The sequence below is a fragment of the Hymenobacter sp. HDW8 genome, from assembly GCF_011305775.1.
GTDB classification, from domain to species: Bacteria; Bacteroidota; Bacteroidia; order Cytophagales; family Hymenobacteraceae; genus Hymenobacter; species Hymenobacter radiodurans.
In genome coordinates this window covers 445,239-472,066 of the sequence record NZ_CP049907.1, presented here as the reverse complement: position 1 = coordinate 472,066, position 26,828 = coordinate 445,239, and the positions used below count along the sequence as shown (strand labels likewise).

Genomic DNA, 26,828 nt, shown 5'->3' with positions numbered 1-26,828 from the left:
TTTACTGTGTCCATACCCGCAAGGTTGCAATCCGGCTATGCGATACCCGCTACGGCGCTGGCGTGGTTCTCCACTGGCCCGGCCTGATGCAGGAAGGTTTCGATGGCCGCCAGGGTTTCGATGGGCGCGCTTAAGTGCGGACAGTGTCCGGTGGCGCGCAACGTGATTAAAGTAGAATCGGGGATAGCGTGGTGCACGAAGGCGCCTACTTCGGCGGGCGCAATTATATCCTCAGAGCATTGCAGAATCAACGTCTTGGTAATGACTTTGGGTAGATCCTGGCGGTTGTCGGAGAGAAACATAACCCGAGCAAACTCCTTGGCAATAGCGCTATCGGCGTGGCAAAAGCTGTCTATTAATTCATGCGCTAGTGAAGGACATTCGGGATTCCCCATAATTAGGGGCGCAAACGCGTTAGCCCAACTCCGAAAATCCTTGTTCATCATGGCTAATATGGCGTTAATATCAGCCTGCTCGAACCCTCCGATGTAGTCGTGGTCGTTGATGTAGCACGGAGAGGGGCCAATGAGAATCAGCTTGGAAAATAGCTCCGGCTCCTGAATTGCGCTCAACAAGCTGATCATGGCTCCCACGGAGTGACCCACCAGAATGACATCCTGCAACGCAAGTGAGTGGCACACCTCCACAATATCGGCCGCGTAGCCGTGCAGGGTAGCGTATTTATCTGAGTCGTAGGCGGCCAACGCAGAATTTCCAACGCCCACCTGGTCTATCAGCACCAGCCGATAGTTGGCTAATAAGCCGGCCGTAATGTAGCGCCACACGTTTTGATCGCAGCCAAAGCCGTGGACCAACACCATTGTCTGCTTACCCTTCCCAATAACCTTGACGTTGTTCCGTATGCATGCATCCATAATCCAATGCAAACTAGTTAAGCTAGTACCAGTGGGTACTTTCCTTCTAAAATATGTAATGATTCGGTATTACAAGACAAAGGCGTATCAATTCTACTTTGGTTGCAAAGCAAAAGGAATGCATTAAGCGCCTACAAGGCAACAGCGCCCTAATTGTCGTTGAAATAAAAAATCGTGGTACTACGGTTGAGCTGACGTATAGCCACTATATCTGACCGTGTTTTCGTATCTCGCTCTATTTTATGAAGTTAGACCACATGCGAGAATGCCCATCAGGTTAGGGAGCTAAGTACTACTCGCCGCCATTGCCTTGCCCGCCAGGTACCCGGTAGTCCAGGCAGCCTGAAAGTTGAAGCCCCCAGTAATACCATCAATATCCAGTACTTCACCTGCGAAGTATAAGCCTGGCACCCGTCGGCTCTCCATAGTATGCATATTGATCTCACTGAGCACGATGCCCCCGCAGGTTACAAATTCCTCTTTGTAGGTGGTTTTGCCCCGCACAGGTAATGGCGTACGCAGCAAGCTTTCAATTAGGCGGTTTTGCAGCTTGGCGGGCAGCTCACTCCAACGCATGTCCGCGCTAATACCGGCCTGGTCGGTGAGGGTGCGCCACAGACGCTGGGGCAAACCAAACAGCGGGTTGCTTTCAACCGTTTTACGCCCGTTCTGGTCGCGAAAAGTGTGCAGCCATGCGCGCAGGGTTTCCTCGGTATGCGCGGGTACCCAGCTCACCAACGCCGTACTTTCGTACTTGAGCTCGTGGAGGCGGCGCGCCCCCAGGCCGACAGCTTGAGCACGGCCGGGCCGCTCACGCCCCAGTGCGTTACCAGAATCGGCCCTTCATACTCCAGTTTTTCTCCCGCCACCCGCACGCGCACGTTGGGCACGCTCACGCCCGGCAGCTCCCGCAGCGGCGAATCGGGCACGTTGAACGTGAATAGCGACGGCACCGGCTCGGCTACAGTGTGCCCCAGCTGGCGTAACCATTGGTAGCTTTCAGACTTCGGCGCGCCACCTGTGGCAATGAGCAGGCGCGCTACCTGCATTTCCTGAGCGTGCGTGCCCGTAAGCCGCAACCGGAAGCCGCCACCGGGCTTGGGGGCAATTTCATCGGCGTTGGTTTGCTGCAAGATGCGCACACCGGCCTGCTGGGCTGCGTCGAGCAGGCACTGGGCAATAGTTTCGGAAGAGTCGGTGGTGGGAAACATGCGGCCGTCGGCTTCCGTTTTAAGCGCCACGCCGCGCCCCTCAAACCAGGCAATAGTAGCGCGGGCATCAAACTCCCGGAAAGCTTCTTTGAGCTGCTTGCCCCCGCGCGGGTAATGTTGCGCCAGCTGGGTCGGCGACTCGCAGGCGTGGGTTACGTTGCAGCGCCCGCCACCGGAGATGCGCACTTTGCTCAGCAGCTTACCCGTTTTTTCGATGAGATAAACCGTTAGGCGAGGGTTGGCTTCGGCGCAGGCAATGGCCCCGAAAAAGCCCGCTGCCCCACCGCCCAGTACGGCTACGGTGTTAGAATGTGAAGGAGTTTGCACACCCCAAAGGTACGAACCCCGCCTGCTTAAATCTCTCAGCGCTGATAGGAGTGAAGCTAGCAGGCGGCCAGCGCCACCTCTATATCATCGTGTTTGAATTGATACCCCAGCGTCTGCCGAATCAAGGTGCTATCAATAATTTTGCCCCCCAGAGCATCATCCATGCGGAAATCGGGCGGTTGCAAACCCAACTGCTGCGCAGCTTTCGGATAGAAATCGCCGCGCACGGGATGGGAGATGGCGCACGCGTTGAACGTAAAGCCCCAGGCTTGCTGCCGAATGATGGCGGTGAGCAACCCCACGCAGTCGGTTAGGTGGATCAGGTTGACGGGCGCGTTGGCCTGCGCCACATCGTGCCGGCCGGCCAGAAATCGGCCCGGCGGCCGTTGCGGGCCAAACAAGCCCGCCAGTCGCACCACCGTATTATTGGGCTGGGGGGCAAAAAGCTCTTCGGCCCGAAGGATATCGGAGGCAGCCTCGGAGGTGGCGTGGGCATCCGTTTCGCGCATGGCGCGGGGCTCGTCGGGGTATACGCTGGTTGAGCTGACGAACAGCACATGGCCGACCCCGCATTCCTGGGCAGCTTCTGCTACGGGCTGAAGCAGGTTGGCGTAGCTGCTGGCGGTAGCACTCCGGCGCGGAGGCACGTTGAGCACCAATACATCAGTACCGCTGAGTAAGGTGTGGAGAGTGTCGCGGTCGGTGGCCGTGAATTTGCCCCCCAAACTCAGTAAATACGGCCGAATGCCTGCGTCGCGTAGGGTGAGTACGCGGGTGGGGGTGGTGGTGGTGCCGGCTGCCGTATAGCCTTCGGCCACGAGGGCCTTAGCCAAGGGCAACCCCAGCCAGCCGCAACCCAGCACGGCCACCGTCGGACGAGGACTTTGAGATGTATTAACCATGTGCGGTTCAAAGGTGGCAAAAAATCCTTCCGGGGCAAGTTGGCTGCTTGAAATTCATAAATCGAATACATTACGGCCTCCTTCTATCATTTCTATGCTCGCTGGCCATCGACTCTACGATCACCTGCCCGATGAATTCGAAGCCCGAATTCGTATTCTGACTCCCGAAGAAGGTGGCCGTACGGTACCCGCCTACAATGGTATTCGGTGGGACTTTCGCTACGCCCAGGGCGAGTATTCTAAACACCACTTTATGTTGTACCCCGACTTTTATGACCCAGCTACTGGCGCTTCATTTCGGGATGAATGGCTGCCAGTAAATGAGTGGCTCTATGCCCGGATGTATGGTGTTAACTCCAAAGTAAGGAGTAGCATTCACCAGAAAATGGCGCGGCCAGGCACTTCGTTCTATTGCTGTGAGGGGGCTAGGATTGTGGCCGAAGGGACCATTACGCGAATAACTGGTTTATTTGAGCTACGGGCGTAGCTTGTGACAGCTTTCTGTATTTTTCTCCTCTAAGACCCCACCAACTCTATCTATGTCTGCTCCCTACACCCAACCCATGCTTCGTGACAACGCCCTGCAAGGCAAAACCATTGTCGTGACTGGTGGTGGCACTGGCCTGGGCCGTGCCATGACCACGTATTTTCTTCAGCTGGGGGCTAATGTCACCATCAGTAGCCGCAAGCTGGATGTGCTGGAAAAAACCGCCGCGGAACTTCGCCAGCAAACTGGCGGCAAGGTGTTGGCCGTGCAGTGCGATGTACGCAAGTACGATGAGGTGGAAAATATGCTGCAGCGCACCATCGACGAGTTTGGGGGCGTAGACGTGCTGCTGAATAACGCCGCCGGCAACTTTATCTCGCCTACGGAGCGCCTCAGCCACAAAGCCTTCGACGTCATTGTCGACATCGTGCTACGCGGCTCCTACAATTGCACGCTCGCCTTCGGCAAACGCTGGATTGCTGATCAAAAGCCCGGCACCATTCTCAATATTGTAACTACTTATGCCTCCGTAGGCTCGGCCTACGTAGTGCCCTCGGCGGCCGCCAAAGCCGGCGTGCTGGCCATGACGCGCTCTTTGGCCGTGGAATGGGCCAAATACGGTATTCGCTCCAACGCCATTGCCCCCGGCCCGTTCCCCACAGAAGGCGCTTGGAGCCGTCTATTCCCCGAGCCGCTCGCCAAAAAGCTCGATCCGGCCGCTTCCGTGCCGCTCAAGCGTGTAGGCGATCATCAGGAACTGGCTAACCTGGCCGCTTATCTCGTATCCGATTTCTCGGCGTATATGAACGGCGAAGTTGTCACCATCGACGGCGGCGAGTGGCTAAATGGGGCTGGCGAGTTCAATAAGCTGGAGCTGATTCCGGCCCCCATGTGGGACGAAATCGAGAAAGCCATGCGGCGGTAAAATCGGCAGCAAAAGGATTTGGCTGAAAAAAGCCCCCCAGATTACGTCCGGGGGGCTTTTTTATGTACGCTGAATGTTGGGATGAGTTCAGTTAACGGGAGGGTTACAGGTTATAATCTTTAAAATCTTTGGTGAACTCCAGAGTTGGAATGGGCTGATTGGCCACTACATCCAAAAACTTAAACTCCTCGAACAGGCCTTTATCATCTTCCGCGCGGATTAAGAGCGGCAAATACAGCTTTTTGTCTACGCAAATCAGGGTACGCGAGCCGTAGCTATTGGGTACTTGCAGCACCTTGCCCGTCGGAATGGGCGCGTCGGCGGCAACCCCGTTTTGCTCCATAATTCGGTATTCACCACAGCCAAATCTGTCGGCCACTTGGGCTACCGTTTCGCCCTTGCCGGCGGTATAGCTCACGTAGCGAAACTTGGGAAAGTCGGAGCGGAGCTGGTAGCAGGGCCGGCCCGCCACCACCGTGTCGCCGGCGTAACGAAACGACCGTTCGTAGGAACGATCCGGGCGCTGGGCTGAGCCGCGCAGAATATCGGCTATCATGCCGTAGCCTGCATCCAGTACACTATGGTGCTGACTGCGGCGCATGAGCGTGCCATTAGGATCAAGGCTTAGCGTGACGTACGGAAAGCTATTGGGATACACCCACGCGTCGCCGTCGTTTTGGCCCGTTACCCAGAGGACTTCTACCCCTTTCTTATTGCGCAGGAATATCCGTAGGGGAGCATACCCCAATTTCATGGTGGAGTTAGCCTGGGTGTATTTGGCCCCCAAGCGTTCCTGGGCGTGCACGGTGCAGCGCAGCGTCTTCAAATTATCAATAGCTGCTCGCAACCGCAACACAAGCTGCTCGGTGGTCATGCCTTCCGTGGGAGCCGCCGCTGGTGCCGCACCCGGCCGTAAAATTAGGGTAGCGCCTAACAAACAGGCAGCAGGCACTAGTAGCCGATGATGTAGAGACATAACGAAGCGCTAATGGCTTTTGCAAATGGGTAATACAAATGGGTATACCACGTAATTTTGATTGCGAACTATCATTCTGAACAAGTTAATTCAAACTGAGGCGAGGGAAACGCGATTTAGCTGAATCAAAAATAAAGAGTTCGTCAATTTCAACTTCTGTGAGAAACGAATACAGGGGGAACCGCTCGACCACGGCTTGTACTGCCGCCGCATCGTCCGCATTTATGGTAATCCAACCACGAGTTCGATCAGCGCTGATAGCATACGTTTCAATAACGTGTTCCTCAATGAGCTGCTGAATAAGCGCCCAATGGGAGGGGATGAGCGCCATGAACTCTTGGGTGAACAACGCGGGTAGCCGCAAGCTAACGACGAATTTGGGCATAAAAGCAGGAGTACAGAGAGGAAGCAGTAGGTTACCGTTGCTGAACGCCAGGCGCCAGCAGAAAGTTGACGTTTTACAGCGTTGCTGGCAACTTTTTAGCGCAAAAAACAGAATAGAGAGCCATGCACTTTTCCGTTATTACTCCCAGCCACAACCGCCGCCAGTATCTGCCCGAAGCGGTGGCCAGCGTACGAGCCAGCATCAGCGCCCCACTCGACTTCTCATTTGACCATCTAATCTACGACAACGGCTCTACCGACGGCACCGACGAGTGGCTGCATCAGGCCGCGGCCGACACCCCTAATCTGCGCACGTGGAGCCATCCGGAGCCTTTGAAAGCAGGGGAGGCCCGCAACCGTATTATTCGCGAAACGCCCCCCGATGCCTGGCTGGTGCCTCTCGATGATGACGATATTCTGCTACAGCGCACCCTCTACCACTACGCCGACTTGGTGCAGCGCCACCCCGACACTCCCTGGTTTGTCGCCGATTTCCTGCGCATTGATCAGGATGGCCGCTACCTACCCAACGAAGATTATTACGCCTGGCGCTTTGAGTCGCCCGTAGACATGCTGGGGGCCATTTTTCGGGCCGAGCATTTTATTCAGGGCAACGTTTGCTACAGCCGCAGCCTGTTTGATCAGGTAGGAGGCTACGATGGGGAGTTACCTATGGCGGAAGATCTGGACTTATATGTCCGGTTCCTGCTGGCTGGCCATTTGCCAGTGGTTTCGCCCCATATCAATCACTTGCACCGGTTTCATACCAGCAATGTGAGCATAGGGGTAGATGGCGAGAAGCATGGAGAAGACTTACGAGCGATTTACGCAAAATATGCCCCCCAACTCAAGGCCTTGGGGGTTGTTGAGCCAGGACATTAACTTTGCAGGCAACAGCATTTCTGTTGTTAACCTTTGACTAACTACAGCATTTGGATACTAAAGAGGTTGTTGCTCGCACCGCGGACTATATTGAAGCTAAGTTCTTGAATGAAGGCTCCGGTCATGATTGGGCTCATATTAAGCGGGTGTGGCATACCAGCCAGGCCCTTGCGGCCCAAACCCCGGCTGCCGATCCGTTCGTCACGGAACTGGGTGCCTTACTGCACGACGTCGCTGATTGGAAGTTTCATGCCGGTGATGAGGAAGCCGGGCCACGAGCGGCGCGCGCTTGGCTAAGCAGCCTGGGCGTGGTGGAGGCCGTGATTGGGCGTGTGGAGGCCATTATTCGGGAAATATCCTTCAAAGGAGTAGGGGTGCCTACCCCCATGAGTACACCGGAGGGGAATTGGTGCAGGATGCCGACCGCCTCGATGCTATTGGCGCTATTGGGGTAGCACGAGCCTTCGCCTACGGGGGCCACAAAGGGCGGCCGCTCCACGACCCAGCCGTAGCGCCTATCGCTCACGACTCGTTCGAGAGCTACAAGCAGAATACTGCCCCCACGATCAATCACTTTTACGAGAAGCTGCTGCACTTGCAGGATCGGCTTCATACCCCTGCGGCGCGTGTAGTAGCCAAGCAGCGGCATCAGTTTATGGAGGTGTTTCTCGCTCAGTTTCTGCGCGAATGGGAAGGGGAGGACGTGAAGGCCAGCGCGCCGGTAGGGTGATAATTTTCACCAGATGCAAGCTGAACCGTAAATAAGGGATTATGTAACTCGCTGCAGATGGCTACTTTTAGGGCATGAATCTACGTTTTCTCTATGTTCGGTTAGTAGTGGCCATGTTCCTGTTCGTCGCCGTGGCCTCGTGTCGAACCTGTCCGATTGTCTCGTGTCATACCCGTAAGCAGCATTTCCACGATGGTACGAAGTTTCGGGGGCAGCCTTTTTTTAAGAAGCAAAACCCCGCTATTGGCGAGAAAATCAAGGTCCACAACGAGGGCAACAGCAAGCGCCGGAAAGCCGATAAAAGCAAACCGCTGAAATAGGCTGCAATTAGGCAAAACGGGCCTTTTTTCGTAACTTGCGGGCTTCACAAAGTACTCATTCACTGGTGCCGAAATTGCCCCCCAGGGGGCTTTTTTTCGGCTTACTTAGATTTCTCTATGGCGGAAGGCGAAAAGATCATTCCGATTAACATTGAAGATGAGATGCGCGGGGCCTACATCGACTATTCGATGTCGGTTATTGTATCCCGCGCTCTGCCAGATGTGCGCGACGGTTTGAAACCCGTGCACCGGCGCGTGCTTTATGGCATGAGCGAACTGGGCGTATCCTATAATAAATCCTACAAGAAAAGTGCTCGTATCGTGGGCGAAGTGCTGGGTAAATACCACCCGCACGGCGACTCCTCAGTATACGATACCATGGTGCGTATGGCCCAGGAATGGAGCCTGCGGTATCCGCTGGTTGACGGGCAGGGTAACTTCGGTAGCATTGACGGCGACTCGCCGGCGGCCATGCGTTACACGGAGGCTCGGTTAAAGCGTCTGGCAGATGAACTCCTGGGTGACTTGGACAAAGAAACGGTTGACTTCCAGCCCAACTTTGATGACTCTCTGGAAGAGCCTTCGGTAATGCCTGCCAAGTTCCCAAACCTGCTGGTAAATGGCACAACGGGTATTGCCGTGGGTATGGCCACCAACATGGCGCCCCACAACCTGACGGAAGTGGTTAGCGGCATTATTGCCTACCTCGACAACTCCGAGATTACCATTGCGGAGCTGATGGAGCACGTGACAGCGCCTGACTTCCCTACGGGGGGCATTATTTACGGCTACGAAGGCGTAAAGCAAGCCTTCGAAACTGGCCGGGGCCGGGTGGTAATGCGGGCTAAAGCTCACTTCGAAACCCTGCCCAGCGGCAAGGAGCAGATCATCGTTACCGAGATTCCCTATATGGTGAATAAGGCGTCGATGATTGAGAAAACAGCTGCTCTGATCAACGAGAAGCGTATCGAAGGCATTTCGGATCTACGGGATGAGTCGGACCGCGACGGTCTGCGCATCGTGTACGATTTGAAGCGCGATGCCATGCCCAATGTGGTGCTCAACAACCTGTACCGCTATACCCAGCTACAGAGCAGCTTCGGTGTCAATAACGTGTGCCTGGTAAAAGGCCGCCCGATGACGCTGAATCTGAAAGAACTGATTCATTACTTTGTTGAGCACCGGGCTGATGTAGTGGTACGTCGGACTCGCTATGAGTTGGCCGAAGCACAGAAGCGCGCCCACATTCTTGAGGGTCTGCTTATTGCCTTGGATCATCTGGACGAGGTAATCGCGCTGATTCGTGGATCCCGCGACGGCGAAGTAGCTCGGGCTCAACTCATCGAACGCTTTAAACTGAGCGAAATACAAGCCCGTGCTATTCTGGATATGCGTCTGCAGCGCCTTACGGGCCTGGAGCGCGACAAAATTGTTCAGGAATATGATGAGCTGATGAAACTCATCGACCACCTGAAGGCAGTATTGGCGTCGGATGAGTTGCAGCGTCAAATCATCAAAGACGAGCTGCTGGACATTCGCGAGCGTTACGGCGATAAGCGCCGGACCACGATTGAGTATGCTGGTGGCGACTTCAGCATGGAGGATATGATTGCCGACGAGAGCATGGTAATCACTATCTCCAACGAAGGCTACATCAAGCGTACTGCCCTTGACGAGTATCGGGCACAGGGTCGGGGTGGCGTTGGCTCCCGCGGCGCGGCCTCCAAGCAAGACGACTTTACGTCAAATCTCTTCGTAGCAACCACCCACGAATACCTCTTGTTCTTCACAGAGCTGGGTCGCGTATTTTGGCTGAAAGTATACGAAGTGCCAGAAGGAGGGAAGAACGCCAAAGGGCGTCCCATTCAGAATCTGATTGAGATTCCCCGCGAAGATTCGGTGCGCTCCGTGCTGAACGTGAGGGGTCTGCGCGACCCGGATTATCTGGAGAACACCTTCCTGATGTTCTGCACTGAGCAAGGAACCGTGAAGAAGACTCCATTGGAAGCTTATTCGCGTCCTCGCACGGCTGGTATCAACGCCATCACCATTAATGAAGGTGACCGTTTGCTGGATGTGCAGCTGACCACGGGCAGCAGCGAAATTGTTGTTGCGTTGCGTTCCGGTAGAGCTGTTCGCTTCCCTGAAGGTAAAGTGCGGTCAATGGGCCGCAACGCTGCCGGTGTACGCGGTATCACGTTGGCTAATGCGAATGACCGGGTCGTTGGTATGGTGTGCGTATCCGATCCATCTCAGGAATTGTTGGTTGTATCCGAAAACGGCTACGGCAAGCGTTCTGAGTTGGAAGAATATCGCATCACCAACCGCGGTGGTAAGGGTGTTCAGGCCATGAAGGTGACGGATAAAACTGGTGCACTCGTAGCTATCAAGGACGTAAACGATACCGACGATTTGATGATTATCAACAAGTCAGGTATCATTATTCGCTTGCGGGTGGCCGATCTGCGGATAATTGGTCGGGCCACGCAGGGCGTACGGCTGCTCAAAATCAGCGCTGGTGATGAAATATCATCTGTTGCTAAAGTAGCAGCGGAGGAGAAAGAAGAGATTCTGAATGGTGTTGGCGAAGATGGCGAGGTACAACCGCTTAACGTAGATGCCTCTGCTGATTTGGCTACATTAACTGATTCTGAGCAGCTTAGCGATAACTAAGCATATTTTAATGGCTGAAAATTGATAGTAATGATGGTTTTTCTGTCGTTACTGTCTTTTTTCAGCCATTTTTGTTTTTCAACCACCTTACTTACAACCTTTCGCTGAACCAAGTACATATTTTCCGCGTTTGGCCAGCAATTCCTTTCTTTCACCCTAATTCCTGAGTTTCATCTTTATGAAGAAGATTCTTTTGACCCTGGTTGCTGCAGCGACACTCCACACTGCATCGGCTCAGAACTCGGCCGTTACCAACGCCATTCTCTTCCAACGTCAGGGTACCCTTGATAAGGCTCGTACCGAAATCGATAAGGCTGTTCAAAATCCAAAGACCTCTACCAAGGCTAAAACCTGGTTTACGCGGGGTGAAGTGTACGACGGCATGGCTGCCAGCCCGATCTACGGTAAAGCCTTAGCACCGGGTGAGGGGGCCAAAGTTGCCTTCGAATCCTATCAGAAGGCAATTGAGCTGGACGGCAAGGACGGAGAATTCGGCAAGCAGGCCGTTGCCAAAATGGATAACCTGTACGGATTGGCCCTCAATGCCGGCGTTGAAAGCTATAATGGTAAGAACTTCGACGAAGCCATTAAGTCGTACCAGATGGCTCAGCAGATTCGTCCTCAAGACACAACCGCATACCTCTATGCAGCATATGCGGCCGAAGCTAAGCAGGACTTTGCTACGGCAAAGAGTACCTATGCTAAGCTGCAGGCGATGAACTACAAGTCGCCACAGATGTATGGCCGCCTGTTGCAAATTGCTCGCGAGGAGAAGAATGATGCTGAGGCTATGAAAGTGGTTCAGCAGGCATTGCAGGCATATCCGAACAACAAGGCATTCATGCTGGAAGAGCTAAACATGTACCTGGCTGCCGGCCGTGGTAAAGAAGCCCTTGACAAAATCGACCGCGCTATTGCCGCTGATCCAACGAACTCGAACCTGTACGCCGTGAAAGGCTCAATTCTGGACCAGAATAAACAGCCAGAACAAGCGTTAGCCGCATATCGCAAGGCAGTTGAGGTGAATCCTGACAACTTTGATGCTCAATTTAATATGGGCGTTTACAACTATAATAAGGCTGCTGAGAATTTCACGAAGGCCAGCAAGATGGACATGGCGAGCTACCAGAAATCGGGTAAGAAGCTGGAAGCCGATGGCAAAAAATACTTTGAGCAGGCGTTACCACATTTTGAAAAGGCTTTGCAACTGCAGCCCGATGATCGTGCTACCATTTCGTCTTTGCAGAAAGTTTATGTTCGCTTAGGGCGAAATGCTGATGCTGAGAAAATGAATGCGAAGCTTGAGACACTGAAGAAATAAACCACACAGGCCGCCAGCAATGGGGGAGTAAAATTTAGCAGCCCGGGTATCAGATTAGTGCCCGGGCTGCTTTTTGAAAACACTACTTAACATAATATAAATTATAAGACAAAAGTATAATGATGGTTTGGGGCCCAGATCTATGCTCTCTATAGGCTTCGGAATCTTAACTCACAGCAGCTGCATTAACAATCAGCGAGTGCTGCGAATTATCCGGCTCTGAAAGAATCTGCGCTTGCTGGGGCCTTATCCAATAACTATGTGAGTAATACTCTCAGTCGATGCTTCATAATTGATCAATACTACGAGCGAGCTTGATTATAGGGAGCCAAAAAGTCAAATAATTTGTGCATCAGTAAATCATATCAGACTAGGCCACGGCAAGTAACTGAAGCATCTTAAGATATTCTGTGTGATAAATTAGGCTTTGACCTAGATAAGATTGCGGTTGACAGAATAGTTATTATACATAGACTTTACAATGATTTGAGAGAACCCTGCAGATTCAATCTGTTTTAGGGCCCTTGACAAGTAGTTCGAAGTTATAGGGAAATAACTGTCACCTAGTGCCGGTAAATCGATTATACAGCTTCTAAAGCTACTGTATCCCCCCTACTTATCGCTTCCACCCGCCGCCCGGGCCTTATATTGAGATGGTATTATTTAAAAGTAGTTTATAGTAGATAATTAGTTGAGTTTATATAAATAACCCATATAAGTATAAAATAGTATAAAAAAGTAGTTAATAGTTTTACTTTTTTATACTTTATACTACTCTTATATACTTAAATTGTTTATACTTGTACTCACACTATATATACCATCATATTATATGCCCAAGACCATTGATTATCCTCGCACTAGCTATCTGAGTGCTTGGGAAGTAGCTGAAGTAGTCGATGACACTGGTGGTAAGTGTGCTATTGATACATGCGCACGCAAGCTTAACAGAAAAGTAAGTGGGTCTTTCAAGGCTATTATAGGATCCGCTGTCAAGTTTGGGCTCATAACCAGTAAGCGGGAGTTGCTTACTACTACTAACTTGTTTCGGCGCATTAAGCACGCCTATGATAAACAAGAGGAGAAAGTATTTCATCGGGAGGCGTTTTTACATCCACCGTTGTTCACGCAGATCTGCCGAAAGTTTCGGAGTCGAGAACTGCCGGTACATATGCTTGATGTAATGCTAATCAGAGAATTCGGTGTTGAAGAGATTAATGCCCAGAATGTAGCAAAGGCTTTTGTGGAAGGGGCTCGAATGGTTGGCGTATTGGATGAACGAAACGTAGTAGCTGATATTGACCAGTTAGCCGCCCAACAACCTCCGCGACGTGAACTGGCCAGCACCGACATGCCTATGAACTTATTCCGTGGGCCTGCGGCAGGCACTCCCGATACATCAGTCGCTGCAGGGACATCCACTACAACCAGAACAGCAGACACACCTACATCTCAATCTCCCGATAGTATTAACTCCAAGGGAAGTCTTGTACCAAAAGGGGCATCAAAGGATGCCGTGTCCGCGCTGTTTGGACTAGATACTGACGATACTGACGATCTAGAGGAAGAAACAGAACAAAAGCCCCCCAGCTCGATTGAACCTACACCATTCGCCTTTGAGAATGAGCCAGGGGCAGCTAGTGTAGCAAGTGCGGCTGGCCGCGTAGAGCCTAAGCCGACCGTCACCAGCCATAGTACGTTGTCACGGGCAGTCAGTGGACCTCCTCAGACGCCAGCGGTTACTCGAGCTACGGGAACCTCATTTTCCATCCATATCACCGGGCCGGGCATGGATACACAGTTTAGCATTCAAGATCTGGATGATGTAGAAATCGTCCGGATATTGTTGGAAAAGATTAGGAAGCAGTTGGCTGGGTAATCTTGGCAACTTCTGCCCTATTGGCAGTCATACATAAATGGCTGCCCATCACTCTATATATTAATTATGTTAATTAATAATCTTCTGCTTTTCATTTTCCCTCCTGATGACGATTTTCAAATCCCGCATACTCTTTTCGTTTTTAAGCTTGACTTTACTGGTTGCCTGCGAGCCACAACAAACCTCGACTTCTACCCCTTCAGACAGCACTCAGGCAGTGCAACGGGAGAACGACCGACTTAAAAGCCAGAATGACAGCCTTCAAAAATTATTGGAAAGCGAGCGCATGACGCCTCGCTCAGAAATGCCCCCCACCGCCCGCCCATCGTCTCCCGACTCCTTGGCGACGACCAATCCTTAACTACGTGTACTCAATTGCTGCACCCGCACCCTATCGTTGGAGCGTGCGCAGCAGTTGAGGAACGTTATCCACTTCAATGGCATCGGGGTGGGCGGCTACTAAACGCCGTATGGAGCCGGCCGAACGCCCACCAAACAGCACGGCATCGAAGTCTGCTGCCTGCACCTGCGCCACCTGCTCAGGCGTTGCCATCGCTTTGGGAATGACGATGGCCTGCACCCCGATGGCCCTGGCGGCAGCCAATCCGTCGCTGAGGTTTTCGCCTTTCGTAACTTCCAGGCCCAGCGGTACCTGCGGGAGTTCCTGCTTGAGTTGGCGCAGCGTGGGTTGATAGGTTGTAAGAATGAGCAAACGCTCCGGGGGTACTTTGTAACGGCGAATCGAAGCCGCGAGGGCTCGAACCAAAGCGGGTGAGCGGGTATACTCGCCGCCACAGACATCATGCTCGTGCAGGTCGAGATGCAGATACGGATACCGTGGATAGCGCGCTACGCGTGCTAACAGGGTTTCGAGTGTTATGAGTCGCTCGCTCTGAAACAGATCGTAGCCCCACCCACCCCGGTACGGGAGCTTTACCAAGGCCGCCGCGGGCTGTTGACTAACGCAGCCGCTGCCAGTAGTCATGGAAGTAAGCGTAGGATCATGGTATAGCATTGGTATGCTATCCTGACTTAACTGCACATCAATCTCCACACCATCAGCGCCCTGTGCAAGAGCCTTCTCCACACCTGCCAGGCTGCTGGGGGCAAGGGATTGAAAGGATTGAGCGGAGTAAAAAACCCGGAGCCAGCGTGACCAATTACCTGAATATGACCACCATGACGGTTCGTAATGGGGCCGGGCACGGAGGCATTGGCTTCCCAGATCAAGCGGCTGGCACCCAGTATGCCAGCCAAAAGCAGTATACTCCCTCCTATCCGGTGGGCTCGGTTTGATAGACGCATAGCTCGCAAGTTCGCAGTTTATGCTGGCTTCCTAGCTAGTCTGAACTGCATAATTCATTCTACCTTTAGCCTCGCTTTCCTGCTTTTTTACCTCTTTGCTTATGCCTTCGGTTCTGGTTACGGGTTGCGCCGGCTTTATTGGGTCCCACCTTTGTGAACGGCTGTTAGCTGATGGCTACCAAGTTGTTGGCCTCGATAACTTCGACCCCTTTTATGACCGCCGCCTGAAGCAGGACAATATGGGGGGCTTTTTTCAGCACTCCGACTTTCACTTTCTCGAGTTCGACCTGCGCGCCGGCACCGAAGCCCTGACCCGTGCCCTGGCGGATACACCAATCGACATAGTGGTGCACCTGGCGGCCAAAGCCGGCGTGGGGCCATCGGTGCGTGAACCGGCGGCCTATCTGGAGAACAATGTGCTGGGTACTACCCACCTGCTGGAATGGATGCGGCTGCAAGGCGTCGGGAAATTATTTTTCGCCTCGTCGTCCTCCGTGTACGGCAACTCTCCCCAACGGCCCTTCCGGGAAGATCAGGACCTGCTGCAAGCCTGCATCTCGCCGTATGCTGCCTCAAAGCTAGCCGGCGAGCAGCTGACCTATACCTACCACCACCTCTATGGCCTGAGCGTGCTGAATGCCCGTTTCTTTACGGTATTTGGCCCCCGCCAACGCCCCGATCTGGCTATTCATAAATTTGTGCGCCTGCTGCGGGCAGGTGAGCCCATCCCGGTGTTTGGCGACGGCACCACGGCTCGCGACTACACCTTCGTGGGCGATACCGTGGATGGCATCGCGCGGGGCGTAGCGTATTTAGTATCCCAGCCCATCGGCTTCAATACTATCAATCTGGGCAACAGCCACCCGATACCACTGCTAGAGTTGATTCAGGCAGTCGGTGACGCCGTAGGAATTGCCCCCCAGCTAGCCTTCCAGCCCATGCAGGCCGGCGATGTAGATGTGACCTACGCCGACATCCGTAAAGCCCAAGAGTTGCTGGGGTACGCCCCCCGGACCTCCCTGGCAGAGGGTTTAACGCTATTTATCAACTGGCAGCAGAAGACCAGCACCTCACCGCTACAGGCCTAAGCAGCCACGCCGGGCAGCATCTTCTCATTCTGAAGCCGCAGACGTTGGCAGAGGATGCGCATAATGTTTCGGGCCACTTCGGAGCACTCTTCCATCACATCGTAGAAGTCCTCCTGATCGATGCGAAAGGCCACGACGGGACTCAGCGCAACGGCCGTGGCCGAGCGGGCTTCAGCGTCCAGCAAGGCTAACTCGCCAAAGAAATCACCCTTCCGGAAAGTCGTCAGTTGAAGCGGCCCATCGAAGATTCCGACTTCTCCCTCGCTTACAATAAACAGGGAGTTGCCCAGGGTTCCTTTGACAAAAATCTCCTGATCAGCCTGAAAAGAGACTTCCTTCATAATCGGCACAATGGTACCCAGAACGTTCTCGGGCGTTTCGGCGAAGAGCGCGGTGCCTTTCAACAATAGTACGCGCTCCCGCGCCGAAACCGAGGAAGCGGAAGCGTGCGGCGTGTTCATAAGCAGTTGATGGGAATCCGGATACACAGAAATCAGTTGATCGAAAGCGGCGGGACGCTGCTGGGGCAGCTGCCGGAGTATGGCCATGGCACTCTCCTGAATCAGAACATTGGCTGACAGCAGGTGTGGATGTAAATACAGTACCGTTTGCGGACTTGAATGCCATTGCAGTAGCGCCACGCTAATCGTCCAGGCTGAAAAAGAGGCAGAACCGCGCCGCACGATGGAGGTTTGAATAGGCTCCGCGGAACTCAGCGGGCCTAATAAGCTATCGAAGGTTTGTACCTTATCCCGCAACCGTCCGGTATCGAGCAACGCTTGCAGGCCCTGATAAAGCGGCCGGGGAATTAGGTTGTCCAAAATTTCCAGCGCATTGGCCTGCCGTTCGCCCGCCGAGTGGGCTACGCCGCGCTGCGCGTCCAGAATATGCTGGCGCTCATAAATTTGCATCAGCAGCCAGAATAAGCGCTGTTGTCCTTTCTTGAGCTCGTAGCGTAAGGCCGAGCGTAGCTCCGCATTGGCACTGCTCATACCATGCAGGACTTGCTGGGCCAAGCGCATTTCCTTCTCCACCAGCCGCTGAAACATAGGCGCATCGGCAGGCACTGTGGGATAACTGCTCAGGGCCCGTAATGCGGCGGCGCGCGCGTGCAGATTGGACGTCTGCGCTACCTCCACCAACACTTGCCGGGCTTCCGGGGTAGCCAACCGGGCACACACCTGCGCCAGCAAATGCAGGTAGTGCCCATCTGATTCCTTCGTCAATACTTCCTTGATCTGGGGCAAGGCCGCAGCTCCTAGTCCGACTAGGCTGTTGGCCACCGAATGTCTTACCGTCTTGTTGCGCAGCAAGCGCAGCAGCTCATCAGTAAGGGTCGGATTGGTCGCCTCCGCGGCGGCGGTTACGGCGGCCTGCACTACCTCCGGCGCCGGGCTATGCAGGCAGGTTATCAACAGTTCGCTTTGTTGCTCGGGAGCCAAAAAACGGATGAGTCCCAGGGCCATGATGCGGGAGTTGGTATCGGAAGAAGCCAGAATACTGCTGAGACTTTGCCTGGCCTGCACGTCGTCGGGCGCTTGTGCCAGCCGGCCCCGCAGAGCTCCCCTCCGCACCACGGTATCCGGATGATGCAGTAAGTCATTGGCCTCGGGGTGGCCACCGGCCAGGGTGCTGGCGGTTTCGCGCAGCTTCGGATCGGGGTCGTCGAGCGCCAGGCGCCGCAGTAGGCTCGCATCGGCCTGATGGCCCACCAGACTTAGCACACGCGTACGCACCCGACTATCGGTATGCGAAAGCAAGGCCGAGGCGTGTTGTACCAAAGTGCCGGATCCGGCTTTGAGCAGATCCTCAATTGCCTGCAAGGCTTCCTCTACACTATTATCGGCTTCTTCCGCATCTGTTACAGTAGAGCCACTGGGGGGCAAATTTGGCGCTGGGTTGGCCTCAAACCGCAAGCCCAGCGCGTCTTTCAACTCATCGAGGTATTTCCAGTAGGTACGCTGCAATAGAAAAACAGCGCCCAACAATAGCAGCCCCATCCACACAAACGGCACCCACTGGTTCAGCGCTGGCGAGTCGTGCAGGCCCAGCAGCAATAAGCCCCCCAGCCCCAACCCCAGCGGCTCATAGAAGCCTTTGGCTAAGGTGTGCCCTTCTAGGCGCTCTAAGGGCGTGAGGGGTTGAAAGAGAACTAGGAACACCGGCTCGAACAAGGCCCGGCGCAGCACTTCCAGCGTCAGATAAAGCCCCCCAAAATACACCAGCAACATGGCAGGACCGACAGCAGCCAGCTCCAAAGCCCCAAACAGTAGAACACCCGCCAGAGCCGTCATCGGCAGCAAGGCCAGCGTCCAGCGCACGCCCAGGCGGTCGATGCCGTGGCGCGTGAAAAGCAGCTTAAAGAGCATAGCCAGGAGGTACGTAAGCGCTAAAACGCCCCCCACGTACTGCAGAATCGTGGTCTGATCCTGGAGCTTATACTTCACATTCACAAAGAATATATACTCCACGCCCACCGCTACCGCGGCAATGGCAGTCAAACTCAGGCCCATGGCATGAATCAGAGGGCTGGCCCCAAATACTTGGCGTACCAGCGCCGACTGCACCGGCCGCGCTACCCTCGGCGCCCCCGGCCGAGCCTCCACTACCCGCGTCTGAAACGTAGCCCGCTGAATCAAGGAGGCCAGTATATAAGCCCCGCAGGCGGTCAACAAGAGCACGTAGAGCTCATTATAGGCGTGCACAACGACGGCCAGCACGGCCCCGACGGCTTTGGCGGGCATATCGCCGGCGCTGATGATGCTGAACAGCCGCCGCCCCTGCCGCACGTTAAAAACCACGGCCGACATCCCCCAGAACTCCAGGTTGGTGAGCAGATAAATGAGGCGGTAGCCCGTCATGATGGCTACTGCCGTTGTGACGGACGGCCCCAGCAGGAGCAGCAGCGCTAGCACCAGCGTGAGCACTACGGCCACCAGCAAGGCCCGGACGGCCAGCTTCTGCAACAGCCAGTGGTGTTCAAAGTGCGCGTACAGCTTGCCTACGGCCATCATGGCTAGCGCCCCCACGCAATACGCCAGGGGCAGATTGCGCTCCGGATGCTCTTCCAACAGCAGCACGTTGGCCGTCACGTACACCAGAATGGTGCCGATGCCCAGCAGGAAATTGTGCGCAAAAAACAACCCAACCGTCTTCGTCTCGCCGGGCCGTATCCCCAGATACCGGGTTAGCTTTTCCATTCAAATTCTTCCGTTAAAAAGCCCCCCAACGGACGCTGTCGGCCTATTCGAGGGCCGGCCGCTTAGTGCAAGGCGCGCTTCTTGACCAATCCGCCCTTGGTGTCGCTGATGCTTTGCATGACCACAAAAGCGTTCGGATCGATTTTATGAATCTCATCGGTGAGGCCCACGACCTCCAGACGCGTAACGACCGTAAAAATGGCTTCTACCTTTAGGTGCTGATGCCCGTGCGAGCCGTAGCCCTGGGTGACTTCAAACACGGTAGCACCCCGGCGCAACTTGTCGGTTATCATCTGCCGGATTTCAGTGCTATGGAAGGAAATAATCGTCAGGCCGGTGTACTCCTCAATTCCTACCAGGATAAAGTCCACGGTTTTGGCCGCCGACAAGTAGGCCAGGATGGAGTATAAAGCGGTTTCAATGGACAGCAGCCACGCCGCCACGCCGAAGATGATAATATTGATAATCAGCACGATATCTCCAATAGACAGCGGCAGCTTGCGGCTGAGGTAAAGCGCCAGAATTTCAGTACCATCGAGCACGCCGCCGCCCCGCATGGCCAGGCCAATGCCCGCCCCGAGAAAAAATCCGCCAAACACCGCAATCAGCAGCTTATCATCCGTGACGCTGGGAAAGGAAACAATCAGCAGCGCCCCGGACAGGGCCATAATCGTCAGCAGGGTTTTAAGCGCGAACTTTCGCCCCAACTGATAGTAGCCCAGGATTATAAAGGGAATATTGATAACCAGAATCAGCACCGACAAGGACATGCCGGTCAGGTGCCTTACCAGCAGCGAAATACCCGTGACGCCGCCGTCAATGAATTCGTTGGGCAACAGAAAGCCTTTCAAGCCCAGCGCCGCCGAAAAAACGCCCGCCAGCAGCAGCAAGGTTTGCACGATCGTGCGGCGCACCCAGCGCTGCGACAGGGCATAGAACACATTATAGTTGGCCGACGCAGTGGCCGCCTCGTCTACGGGAGCCGCGACCACTTGCTGCGCATAGCGCTTGGTGCGAAAGCGAGAAGGAATCAGGTGATCGAGCAACATTGCCGCCAGCAAAAGCCAGATGTTCACTACCGATATAGGTTCCGGCGGCCAGCTGGTCAGGAGCCGCTGCCGGGCAAATGCAAAAACGCCAGTCACGAGCGCAAGGCTTGGACCGACACCGAAGAACGGAATCTGATTCGGTGCCCATTTCCAGTCTGCCTAGACTAAGGGGCACTACTCGAAAATATCGAATTAATTTAAATAAATCGCAAAATAATACTTCAGCTAAGCCAACCGGTTTTTAGGGTCGAGCGGCAGAGAAATGGTAAATTCCGTGTACTCTCCCTCCTTGCTGTCCACGGAAAGGGTGCCACCGTGGCCTTTGGTGATGATATCGTAGCTGAGCGAGAGGCCCAAGCCGGTGCCCTCCCCCGTGGGTTTGGTAGTGAAAAAGGGCTGATATATTTTCTCGCGCACCGTCGCTGGAATCCCGTTCCCGTTGTCGCGCACCCGCACTTGCACCGTATTGCCCACTTGTCGGGTTTGTACGCATACCTCCGGGCAATAGCCGGGCGGCGCTTGCCGGCTCTTTTCCGCCACGGCGTAGAAAGCATTGGTCAGCAGATTCAGAAACACCCGGCTCAGGTCCTGGGGGAGCACTAATACGGGCTTCAGGCTGGGGTCGAGTTCGGTGAGGAGCGTGGCGTTGGAATCCTTGTTCTTCGCCCGCCAGCCATGATACGCCAGGCGCAAGCTTTCCTCCACCAAGGTGTTGATGTTAGTAGCCTGCCGCTGGGTACTGTTGGCCCGGGAGTGCTCCAGCATGCTTTTCACAATGCGGTCGGCCCGGTGGCCGTGCTGGTGAATGCGGCTTTGGTTCTGAATCAGTTCCTGCAAGAGCTGCTGAATACTGTGCTGGCCTTTCTCCGAGAGCTGTTCTTTGGCGAGTTCCTCCTCCAATTCGGCAACCAAATCAACGCTGAGGTCGGAGAAGTTGGTGACGAAGTTCAGCGGGTTCTGCATCTCGTGGGCAATGCCGGCGGTCAGCTCGCCCAGCGAGGCCATTTTCTCCCGCTGCACCAGCTGGCTTTGGGTGGTTCGCAGGTCGGCCAGGGCCTGCTCCAGATCGTTGCGCTGGGCAATTATCTCGGAGGTGCGCGCCGCCACCTGCTGCTCCAGCTGCTCATTCTGCTGGGCCAGCAGCAGCTGCTTTTCCTGCTCCTGCACCAGGCGCCGCCGCTGCTCCCGAATTAGAATGGTCACGATGCCCAGGGCCAGCAGCAGCAGGATGGGGCCAACGAGCAGAAAGGGAATCAGGACGTCGGGCATGGCGAGAGCCAGCGGAGCTGAGAAAGATAAAGACGTAACCAGCAAACTAATATACGCAACTTGGGGCCAAAAAAGCCCCCACTCTATTCTGAAGTGCAGCCCCATCGGGAGCCTCAAGGCTGAGCTGCCGGGGAGGGCTGCGGATGCGAGACAGCTGACCTAAAGGCCGAAAGCGGCTGCCCCAGCAAACGATACGGCCGCTGCTCCCAGCTACTATAGTGCAGCCACCGCGGCAGGGCGCGGCGCGCGGGCACACTAATAGGAAAGAAGCGGAACATCCAGGCAAATAAGCCCATTTGCACAGCGGCTAAAAACGTATCAGGACTGCTGAGAAGCGTATCCAGGCGAATGGTGGTGGCCACGTCGTAATCAGCGCTGTAGATGACATTGATGGCCCCGTACGTCACTACGGAGCACGAGCAGTACACCAGGATACCGACGCTGAAAAAGAACTCCGGCTGCTTTTCCAGCTCGAAAGGCGAGCTGCGGGTCAGATACACCACATGGATAATGGCGAGCGTCACCAGAATGGTGCAGCCTAGGGCTTGGGCGTAGCTGTTTACATCCGTAAGTAGACCATTAAAGAAAGTGGCATCCAGCAGAGCCACACCCAGAAACACGCCGATGCAGAGGCGGATAATCTGCTGCACCCGCCCGGCGGGTAAGAGGCGCTGATAGGTGCCCGCCAGCAGCACTACCATCAGCACCGTGGACAGGTGAAAAAGGTAGATGTTGTTGCGAATGGAAATGCGGCTGATCGTATCCATGGGAAACAGCACCACTTTGGCGGCCACGTAGTAAAATACCAACCGGAAGCGATACGGAATGTGCTGCCGCCGCAAACAGGCACTGGCAAACGGCACGATCGGTGCCGCCTCCAGTACCCGATTCATCACATGAACGACAACCCAAGCATCCATTCGCGTTACCTAATTCTGATCAAAGGTTCCGCAGTTAGTAGGACATCTCTCATAACTTTCTCCAATTTTGTAGTCAGTATCAAACACGCCCGGTGAGGTTTCCTTGTTGAGGGGTATCTCCTTGCCTGTTTTGTCCACGCCGGTTACAACAACTTTTAATCGCCCCCTGTTCTTCTCCTGGCTACGATAAACCCGGATACCTACAACCCGGGGATCTTTCAAGAGCGAGTCTACGAGTGCTCTGCTAAAATAATTGCTTGAGACATTTTGGGGATAATCTTTTTTGTAGCGCTTCACATCCTCAATGGCCTCTTTACGTTTAGCTGGATCTGTTATGAGCTTGCCAGCGTTCGGATCAAACGCAGGATCCGTGATACTCATCGTTGAATCCACCTCCGCTTGTTCGGTCTGGGTTCCCCCTACCGCATTCTGCGAGCCCGGCGTTGTGGGCTTAGACTTGTTTTCACACCCAAAAAGCCCCCCGGCGAACAGGAGAAGTACACAGCCAGTCCAACGCAGATTCGTATAAATTTTCATACAAGGTAAGGTTTGGTGAAAAGTGAAATAAATGGCTGCTGAAACAAAGCCGATGCTGGGCGTGCTGTTGGCCTTACTGCCTACAGGCATTGGCTAAGCTACTTATTGATATAAGGCGGCTCCTACGCAGTTCTCGGGGCATTTGTCTTCGCTTATCCCGAACAGATATTTGCCCTGGGTTCTCAGCCCCGATTGCTCCTCCAGATTGATCGGATTGACTAAGTCAGCGCCATCCTTATCCACCCCTATCACCACCATTCTTTCCTGCCCCGCGCTGTCGGCGAGGTACATGCGCAGGCCCTCGCATTTGCCGTTGGCCAGCAGGTCTTTCACTAGCTGCTTACTGATATAACCATTGTGCAGGCCACCGGACGGGTGGTTTTCTCTGTATTTCTTTACGGATGCAATGGCATTATCGTAATCAGCTTTGGTTTTGGGCTTGCGACCCGGCTTGGGTTTCTTGGCCGCGGGAGTTTCTGCCCTATGAAAGGCGAAGTGCACCGGCACGGCCAACTGTGCCGCCGCCTGACTAGCAGAGGAATTACTGCATCCAAAAAGCCCCCCAGGGGCCAGCAGCGCGGCCACGCCCATTGCGTAAAGACCTGACATCAGTTTCATATGCAGTAAGCTTAGGTACGCTGAAACTCTACCCAATAAGGAAAGACAGAATGGTAGCGGGAATATCACCTCTGTGTCTGTACCTTATATAGACGTATAATAGTAATAAAATATCTTTAAATAATATATCCGCAGGCATAAGTCTGGCTAATTACCTTGACACACCAATAAGGCAGGAACGAGGATGAGGGATGCGCTTCTTTACAACTGTGGCCTTGAAAAGTGAGTAATGGCAGCATGGGCCGGTAGGTAACCGGCCGCCTTGCTTGATTTTCAGAGAACTGCCTGCGCCTGTAGGTAGCTAGCCGCACCCTATGGTATCTACTTTTACCCTTGCTCATTCCTGGCGCGTTCGCACCGTTGGGCTGCTATTGGCGCTGGGCACGGCAGCTCCGGTGCAGGCCCAGATTACGCCAACCGCGCCCGCCGATACTCTCCGTAAGTACGAAACGCCCGCCCAGGCTTCGGCCGTCAAGAAACCCTGGTATCAGGGCAAGCTGGTGCGCGCCACCATTGTGCCAGCCGTGATGATTGGCTACGGTTTTTATACCCATAAGGGTGGCGGTTTTTATACCAATGAACAGGCCAACCGTGACATCCACAAGCTGTTTCCTACTTACCGCACCTCCCTCGACGATTATCTCCTGTTGGCCCCCTACGCGGAGCTGGGCCTCGTGGCGCTGGCCGGCGTGGAGTCGCGTAGCGACCGGATAAACACGCTGCTGGTTATTGTCAAAGCGGAGGCGATTATGCTTACCTCTGTTTACGCCCTAAAGTACATTACCCGCCGGCCCCGCCCCGATGGATCTGACAACGAATCGTTTCCCTCCGGCCACACGGCTCAGGCCTTTCTGGCCGCCAGCATCGTGCACACGGAGTTTCGCGACAAAAGTCAGTGGTACGGCATTGGGGCGTATACCATTGCCACGGGCGTGGGGGCGCTACGCATGATTAACACCAAGCACTGGCAGAGCGACGTGGTGGCCGGGGCTGGCTTCGGCATTCTCTCCGCCCACCTCGCCTACCTGACCCACCGCAACCGCTGGGGTCGGCAGCCGCGCCTCCCGAAAGGCATGACCCTGACGCCGACCCTGTACGGGGGCGCTACGGGGATATGCTTTATCTGGCGCCCTCAGTAGCCAGAAGTAACCTCAGAATGGCACAGCTACAGGGGGCGTAGAATGGAAATAAACCAGTGTCCTTTCTTTCGCTCGCGCCCCAGGTAGTACCCGTCTACAACTTTAATTTGCAAGTGGCGGCGCCAGCGGGCCGGAATTTTGGTGTAGGGCAGCGAGTTGGAAAAGACGGCGATGGGGAGCTGTTGCAGCGGGAGCGAATCGGTGGCGGGGTTCCAGGTAGGTACCGCCTGGCCGGCAGCCCATACCTGCTTTACCTGCATTGTATCGAGGCTATACCAGGGCACCTGCTGGATAGCGGGCTGCCGCCGGGCCATGCTTAGCTGGCGCAGGCCCCGCTCCCCGTGCCGTTCCTCCCAAACAGGATACGCTGGCTGCAGAATACTCAGGACGGCGGCCATGAGCGTCAGCGATGCGGCCATGAGTAGCTCCGGCCGGCGACTGTGCCAGGCTGCGCGCACAGCTATAATGCCCAAGCTACCCAGGACGAGCACAACCACGTCAAACCGCAGCGTATTCGGCCCAAAGCCCGGCAGATTGATAACCAGCATTGCTCCCGGCACGGCCAGACAAATCACGGCCAGCAGGCCCGCCCAAAAGCGCAGCAGCAGATGGTCAGAGCGGGTGGCCTGCTGATAGCGGAAGGTCGTTTCCCAGTAGCGCAGGGCTCCGGCAGTCAGCAACGCCAACGGGGGCAGCAAGGGCAGCATATACCTCACTTTTTTTTCGGGTACCAGACTAAGAAGTACCAGAGCGGCTAGCAGCCAGCCCAGCACCAATCCATACGGCAAAAAGACCCCCAGACGCCGCTTCGCGTAGGGCACCGCTAGGGCGGCCACTGTAGCCACCACCCACACGCCGGTAAAGACAAAAAAAGATGAGTAATACCACAGCGGCTGGACATGTCGCTCGCTCCAGGCCGTCACCTCTGTTTGAGCTACCGCCAAGGCTGCCCGGCGCACATGATACAGAATATACAGCGGCCAGCTGCCGCCCACCACCAGCGCCACCATCCCGGCCAGCAAGGTGCCGCGCCAATGCCCGCGCACTCCCCCGCGCGTTTCCAGATTTAGCCGAGAAAGATAGCACGCCACAAATGGCAATAGCGCTCCATACAAGGCCACGGGACCTTTGCTCAGCATTGAAAAACCCAGCAGCAGTCCGGCTCCACTGAAGGTGCCATAGCCTTGGCCGGCGCCCCGCCAGCCCCGCACCAGCAGCCACAGCGCCCCCACGACGAACCCGTACGCAAAAATATCCCACTGCCCTTCCCGGCCACTCACAATTACCAGCAGGCTACTGGCCAAAACCAGCGCACTCAACCAGGCCGTGCGGCCGGGATTATCGGTATCAAAAGCCGCATCGCGCGTTAGCTCGCGGGCCAGGCCCCAGAACATCAGGACCAGCAGCGTAGCCATCACAGCGGCCGGAAGTCGAAGCAAAGCCAAATCGTTGGTGGGGCCTACTAGTTGCTGCGTAGCCGCTACGGCCCAGGTGGGCAGTGGGGGCTTGGCCAACCGCAACTCATGGTTCAGGGTAGGAATCAGCCAGGAGCCGCCGGCTACCATTTCGCGGGCAGCCACAAAATTGCGGGCTTCCATCAGACTAACTTCCGGGGCGCCTACGTGAACAAAAAAGCTAAATATGCAGACCAGCAGCACGGACGCCAATCGGCCGAGCGTGCTGCGTTTGACTGGTAGCGTTGATTCAGGCACAGATGATCAGCTTAAGATACTGTGTGATTATAATGAGAATAGCGCAGCTCTTGGCAACAACCACGAAGCTGCACATTCACCTCGTTTTGCTAGCTGGTA

26 protein-coding genes and 1 pseudogene are annotated in these 26,828 nt (G+C 54.9%); 13 read left to right on the top strand and 14 right to left on the bottom strand.

The genetic code is table 11. The features are described from left to right. Window positions 1-35 precede the first annotated feature (35 nt). The 4 genes and pseudogenes from G7064_RS02055 to G7064_RS02045 form a co-directional block, all read right to left on the bottom strand. Window positions 36-875, bottom strand: a complete 840-nt coding sequence (locus G7064_RS02055) for an alpha/beta fold hydrolase (protein WP_166072239.1) — start codon at window positions 873-875, stop codon at window positions 36-38. Between the two features lie 285 nt (window positions 876-1,160). Next, on the bottom strand, window positions 1,161-1,400 hold the full coding sequence (locus G7064_RS23170) for an NAD(P)/FAD-dependent oxidoreductase (RefSeq protein ID WP_410505545.1): 240 nt from the start codon (window positions 1,398-1,400) through the stop codon (window positions 1,161-1,163). Window positions 1,401-1,403: 3 nt separating this feature from the next. After that, window positions 1,404-2,413: pseudogene (locus G7064_RS02050) on the bottom strand (aminoacetone oxidase family FAD-binding enzyme); the annotation flags it as partial. Between the two features lie 56 nt (window positions 2,414-2,469). After that, window positions 2,470-3,315: an NAD-dependent epimerase/dehydratase family protein gene (locus tag G7064_RS02045; RefSeq protein WP_166072238.1), complete on the bottom strand. Its 846-nt coding sequence runs from the start codon at window positions 3,313-3,315 to the stop codon at window positions 2,470-2,472. Between the two features lie 94 nt (window positions 3,316-3,409). Here G7064_RS02045 and G7064_RS02040 point away from each other — a divergent pair, with 94 nt between their 5' ends. Next, entirely contained in the window at window positions 3,410-3,802 is a 393-nt protein-coding gene (locus G7064_RS02040; protein ID WP_166072237.1) for a hypothetical protein, read from the top strand. A gap of 52 nt (window positions 3,803-3,854) precedes the next feature. Next, window positions 3,855-4,727: an SDR family oxidoreductase gene (locus G7064_RS02035; protein ID WP_166072236.1), complete on the top strand. Its 873-nt coding sequence runs from the start codon at window positions 3,855-3,857 to the stop codon at window positions 4,725-4,727. A 103-nt stretch (window positions 4,728-4,830) separates the two neighbouring features. On the opposite strand, the gene G7064_RS02030 is transcribed toward G7064_RS02035, so the two are convergent. Together G7064_RS02030 and G7064_RS02025 are read right to left on the bottom strand one after the other, a co-directional pair. Then, window positions 4,831-5,703 (bottom strand): DUF1571 domain-containing protein, encoded by an 873-nt coding sequence (locus G7064_RS02030; protein ID WP_166072235.1) that lies wholly within the window; start codon window positions 5,701-5,703, stop codon window positions 4,831-4,833. 85 nt (window positions 5,704-5,788) lie between these two features. Next, window positions 5,789-6,088: a hypothetical protein gene (locus tag G7064_RS02025; RefSeq protein ID WP_133272849.1), complete on the bottom strand. Its 300-nt coding sequence runs from the start codon at window positions 6,086-6,088 to the stop codon at window positions 5,789-5,791. A gap of 122 nt (window positions 6,089-6,210) precedes the next feature. Here G7064_RS02025 and G7064_RS02020 point away from each other — a divergent pair, with 122 nt between their 5' ends. The 8 genes from G7064_RS02020 (at window position 6,211) to G7064_RS01990 (ending at window position 14,253) form a co-directional block, all read left to right on the top strand. Next, entirely contained in the window at window positions 6,211-6,969 is a 759-nt protein-coding gene (locus tag G7064_RS02020) for a glycosyltransferase family 2 protein (RefSeq protein WP_166072234.1), read from the top strand. A gap of 50 nt (window positions 6,970-7,019) precedes the next feature. Continuing rightward, entirely contained in the window at window positions 7,020-7,424 is a 405-nt protein-coding gene (locus G7064_RS22105) for an HD domain-containing protein (RefSeq protein ID WP_240935665.1), read from the top strand. Beyond that, the gene (locus G7064_RS22100) at window positions 7,379-7,699 is read left to right on the top strand and encodes an HD domain-containing protein (RefSeq protein WP_240935664.1); all 321 of its coding nucleotides are present in this window, start codon (window positions 7,379-7,381) and stop codon (window positions 7,697-7,699) included. The genes G7064_RS22105 and G7064_RS22100 overlap by 46 nt, the downstream gene beginning before the upstream one ends. A gap of 74 nt (window positions 7,700-7,773) precedes the next feature. Then, a complete protein-coding gene (locus G7064_RS02010) occupies window positions 7,774-8,019 on the top strand; it encodes a hypothetical protein (protein ID WP_166072232.1) in 246 nt (81 codons plus the stop codon). 117 nt (window positions 8,020-8,136) lie between these two features. Next, window positions 8,137-10,692: a DNA gyrase subunit A gene (gene gyrA, locus G7064_RS02005; protein ID WP_166072231.1), complete on the top strand. Its 2,556-nt coding sequence runs from the start codon at window positions 8,137-8,139 to the stop codon at window positions 10,690-10,692. A 178-nt stretch (window positions 10,693-10,870) separates the two neighbouring features. After that, a complete protein-coding gene (locus G7064_RS02000) occupies window positions 10,871-12,013 on the top strand; it encodes a tetratricopeptide repeat protein (RefSeq protein ID WP_133272853.1) in 1,143 nt (380 codons plus the stop codon). A gap of 832 nt (window positions 12,014-12,845) precedes the next feature. Next, the gene (locus G7064_RS01995; protein ID WP_166072230.1) at window positions 12,846-13,892 is read left to right on the top strand and encodes a hypothetical protein; all 1,047 of its coding nucleotides are present in this window, start codon (window positions 12,846-12,848) and stop codon (window positions 13,890-13,892) included. Between the two features lie 148 nt (window positions 13,893-14,040). Beyond that, the gene (locus G7064_RS01990; protein WP_166072229.1) at window positions 14,041-14,253 is read left to right on the top strand and encodes a hypothetical protein; all 213 of its coding nucleotides are present in this window, start codon (window positions 14,041-14,043) and stop codon (window positions 14,251-14,253) included. 30 nt (window positions 14,254-14,283) lie between these two features. Here G7064_RS01990 and G7064_RS01985 read toward each other — a convergent pair whose 3' ends face one another. Further along, window positions 14,284-14,979 (bottom strand): glycerophosphodiester phosphodiesterase, encoded by a 696-nt coding sequence (locus tag G7064_RS01985; RefSeq protein ID WP_166072228.1) that lies wholly within the window; start codon window positions 14,977-14,979, stop codon window positions 14,284-14,286. Between the two features lie 65 nt (window positions 14,980-15,044). On the opposite strand from G7064_RS01985, the gene G7064_RS01980 reads away from it, so the two are divergent. Together G7064_RS01980 and G7064_RS01975 are read left to right on the top strand one after the other, a co-directional pair. Continuing rightward, window positions 15,045-15,188 (top strand): hypothetical protein, encoded by a 144-nt coding sequence (locus G7064_RS01980; protein WP_166072227.1) that lies wholly within the window; start codon window positions 15,045-15,047, stop codon window positions 15,186-15,188. Between the two features lie 110 nt (window positions 15,189-15,298). Beyond that, the gene (locus G7064_RS01975; protein ID WP_166072226.1) at window positions 15,299-16,285 is read left to right on the top strand and encodes a GDP-mannose 4,6-dehydratase; all 987 of its coding nucleotides are present in this window, start codon (window positions 15,299-15,301) and stop codon (window positions 16,283-16,285) included. On the opposite strand, the gene G7064_RS01970 is transcribed toward G7064_RS01975, so the two are convergent. The 6 genes from G7064_RS01970 to G7064_RS01945 all read right to left on the bottom strand — a co-directional run bounded on the left by G7064_RS01970 (window position 16,282) and on the right by G7064_RS01945 (window position 23,878). After that, on the bottom strand, window positions 16,282-19,485 hold the full coding sequence (locus G7064_RS01970) for a cyclic nucleotide-binding domain-containing protein (RefSeq protein ID WP_166072225.1): 3,204 nt from the start codon (window positions 19,483-19,485) through the stop codon (window positions 16,282-16,284). The two genes, G7064_RS01975 and G7064_RS01970, sit on opposite strands and share 4 nt — an antisense overlap. Before the next feature lie 62 nt (window positions 19,486-19,547). Continuing rightward, window positions 19,548-20,630, bottom strand: a complete 1,083-nt coding sequence (locus tag G7064_RS01965; protein WP_240935663.1) for a YitT family protein — start codon at window positions 20,628-20,630, stop codon at window positions 19,548-19,550. 129 nt (window positions 20,631-20,759) lie between these two features. Then, window positions 20,760-21,803, bottom strand: coding sequence for a sensor histidine kinase (locus G7064_RS01960; protein ID WP_240935662.1), 1,044 nt, complete (start codon window positions 21,801-21,803; stop codon window positions 20,760-20,762). Window positions 21,804-21,916: 113 nt separating this feature from the next. Beyond that, on the bottom strand, window positions 21,917-22,723 hold the full coding sequence (locus tag G7064_RS01955) for a hypothetical protein (protein WP_166072223.1): 807 nt from the start codon (window positions 22,721-22,723) through the stop codon (window positions 21,917-21,919). Window positions 22,724-22,732: 9 nt separating this feature from the next. Then, window positions 22,733-23,260 carry a hypothetical protein gene (locus G7064_RS01950; protein WP_166072222.1) on the bottom strand — a complete coding sequence of 176 codons (528 nt, stop codon included), beginning with the start codon at window positions 23,258-23,260 and terminating at the stop codon, window positions 22,733-22,735. A gap of 102 nt (window positions 23,261-23,362) precedes the next feature. Further along, the gene (locus G7064_RS01945) at window positions 23,363-23,878 is read right to left on the bottom strand and encodes a hypothetical protein (protein ID WP_166072221.1); all 516 of its coding nucleotides are present in this window, start codon (window positions 23,876-23,878) and stop codon (window positions 23,363-23,365) included. Between the two features lie 314 nt (window positions 23,879-24,192). On the opposite strand from G7064_RS01945, the gene G7064_RS01940 reads away from it, so the two are divergent. Beyond that, complete coding sequence (locus tag G7064_RS01940) at window positions 24,193-25,017, top strand: phosphatase PAP2 family protein (protein WP_166072220.1); 825 nt, start codon at window positions 24,193-24,195, stop codon at window positions 25,015-25,017. Window positions 25,018-25,043: 26 nt separating this feature from the next. Here G7064_RS01940 and G7064_RS01935 read toward each other — a convergent pair whose 3' ends face one another. Continuing rightward, window positions 25,044-26,729, bottom strand: coding sequence for an ArnT family glycosyltransferase (locus tag G7064_RS01935; protein WP_166072219.1), 1,686 nt, complete (start codon window positions 26,727-26,729; stop codon window positions 25,044-25,046). Window positions 26,730-26,828: the final 99 nt, after the last annotated feature.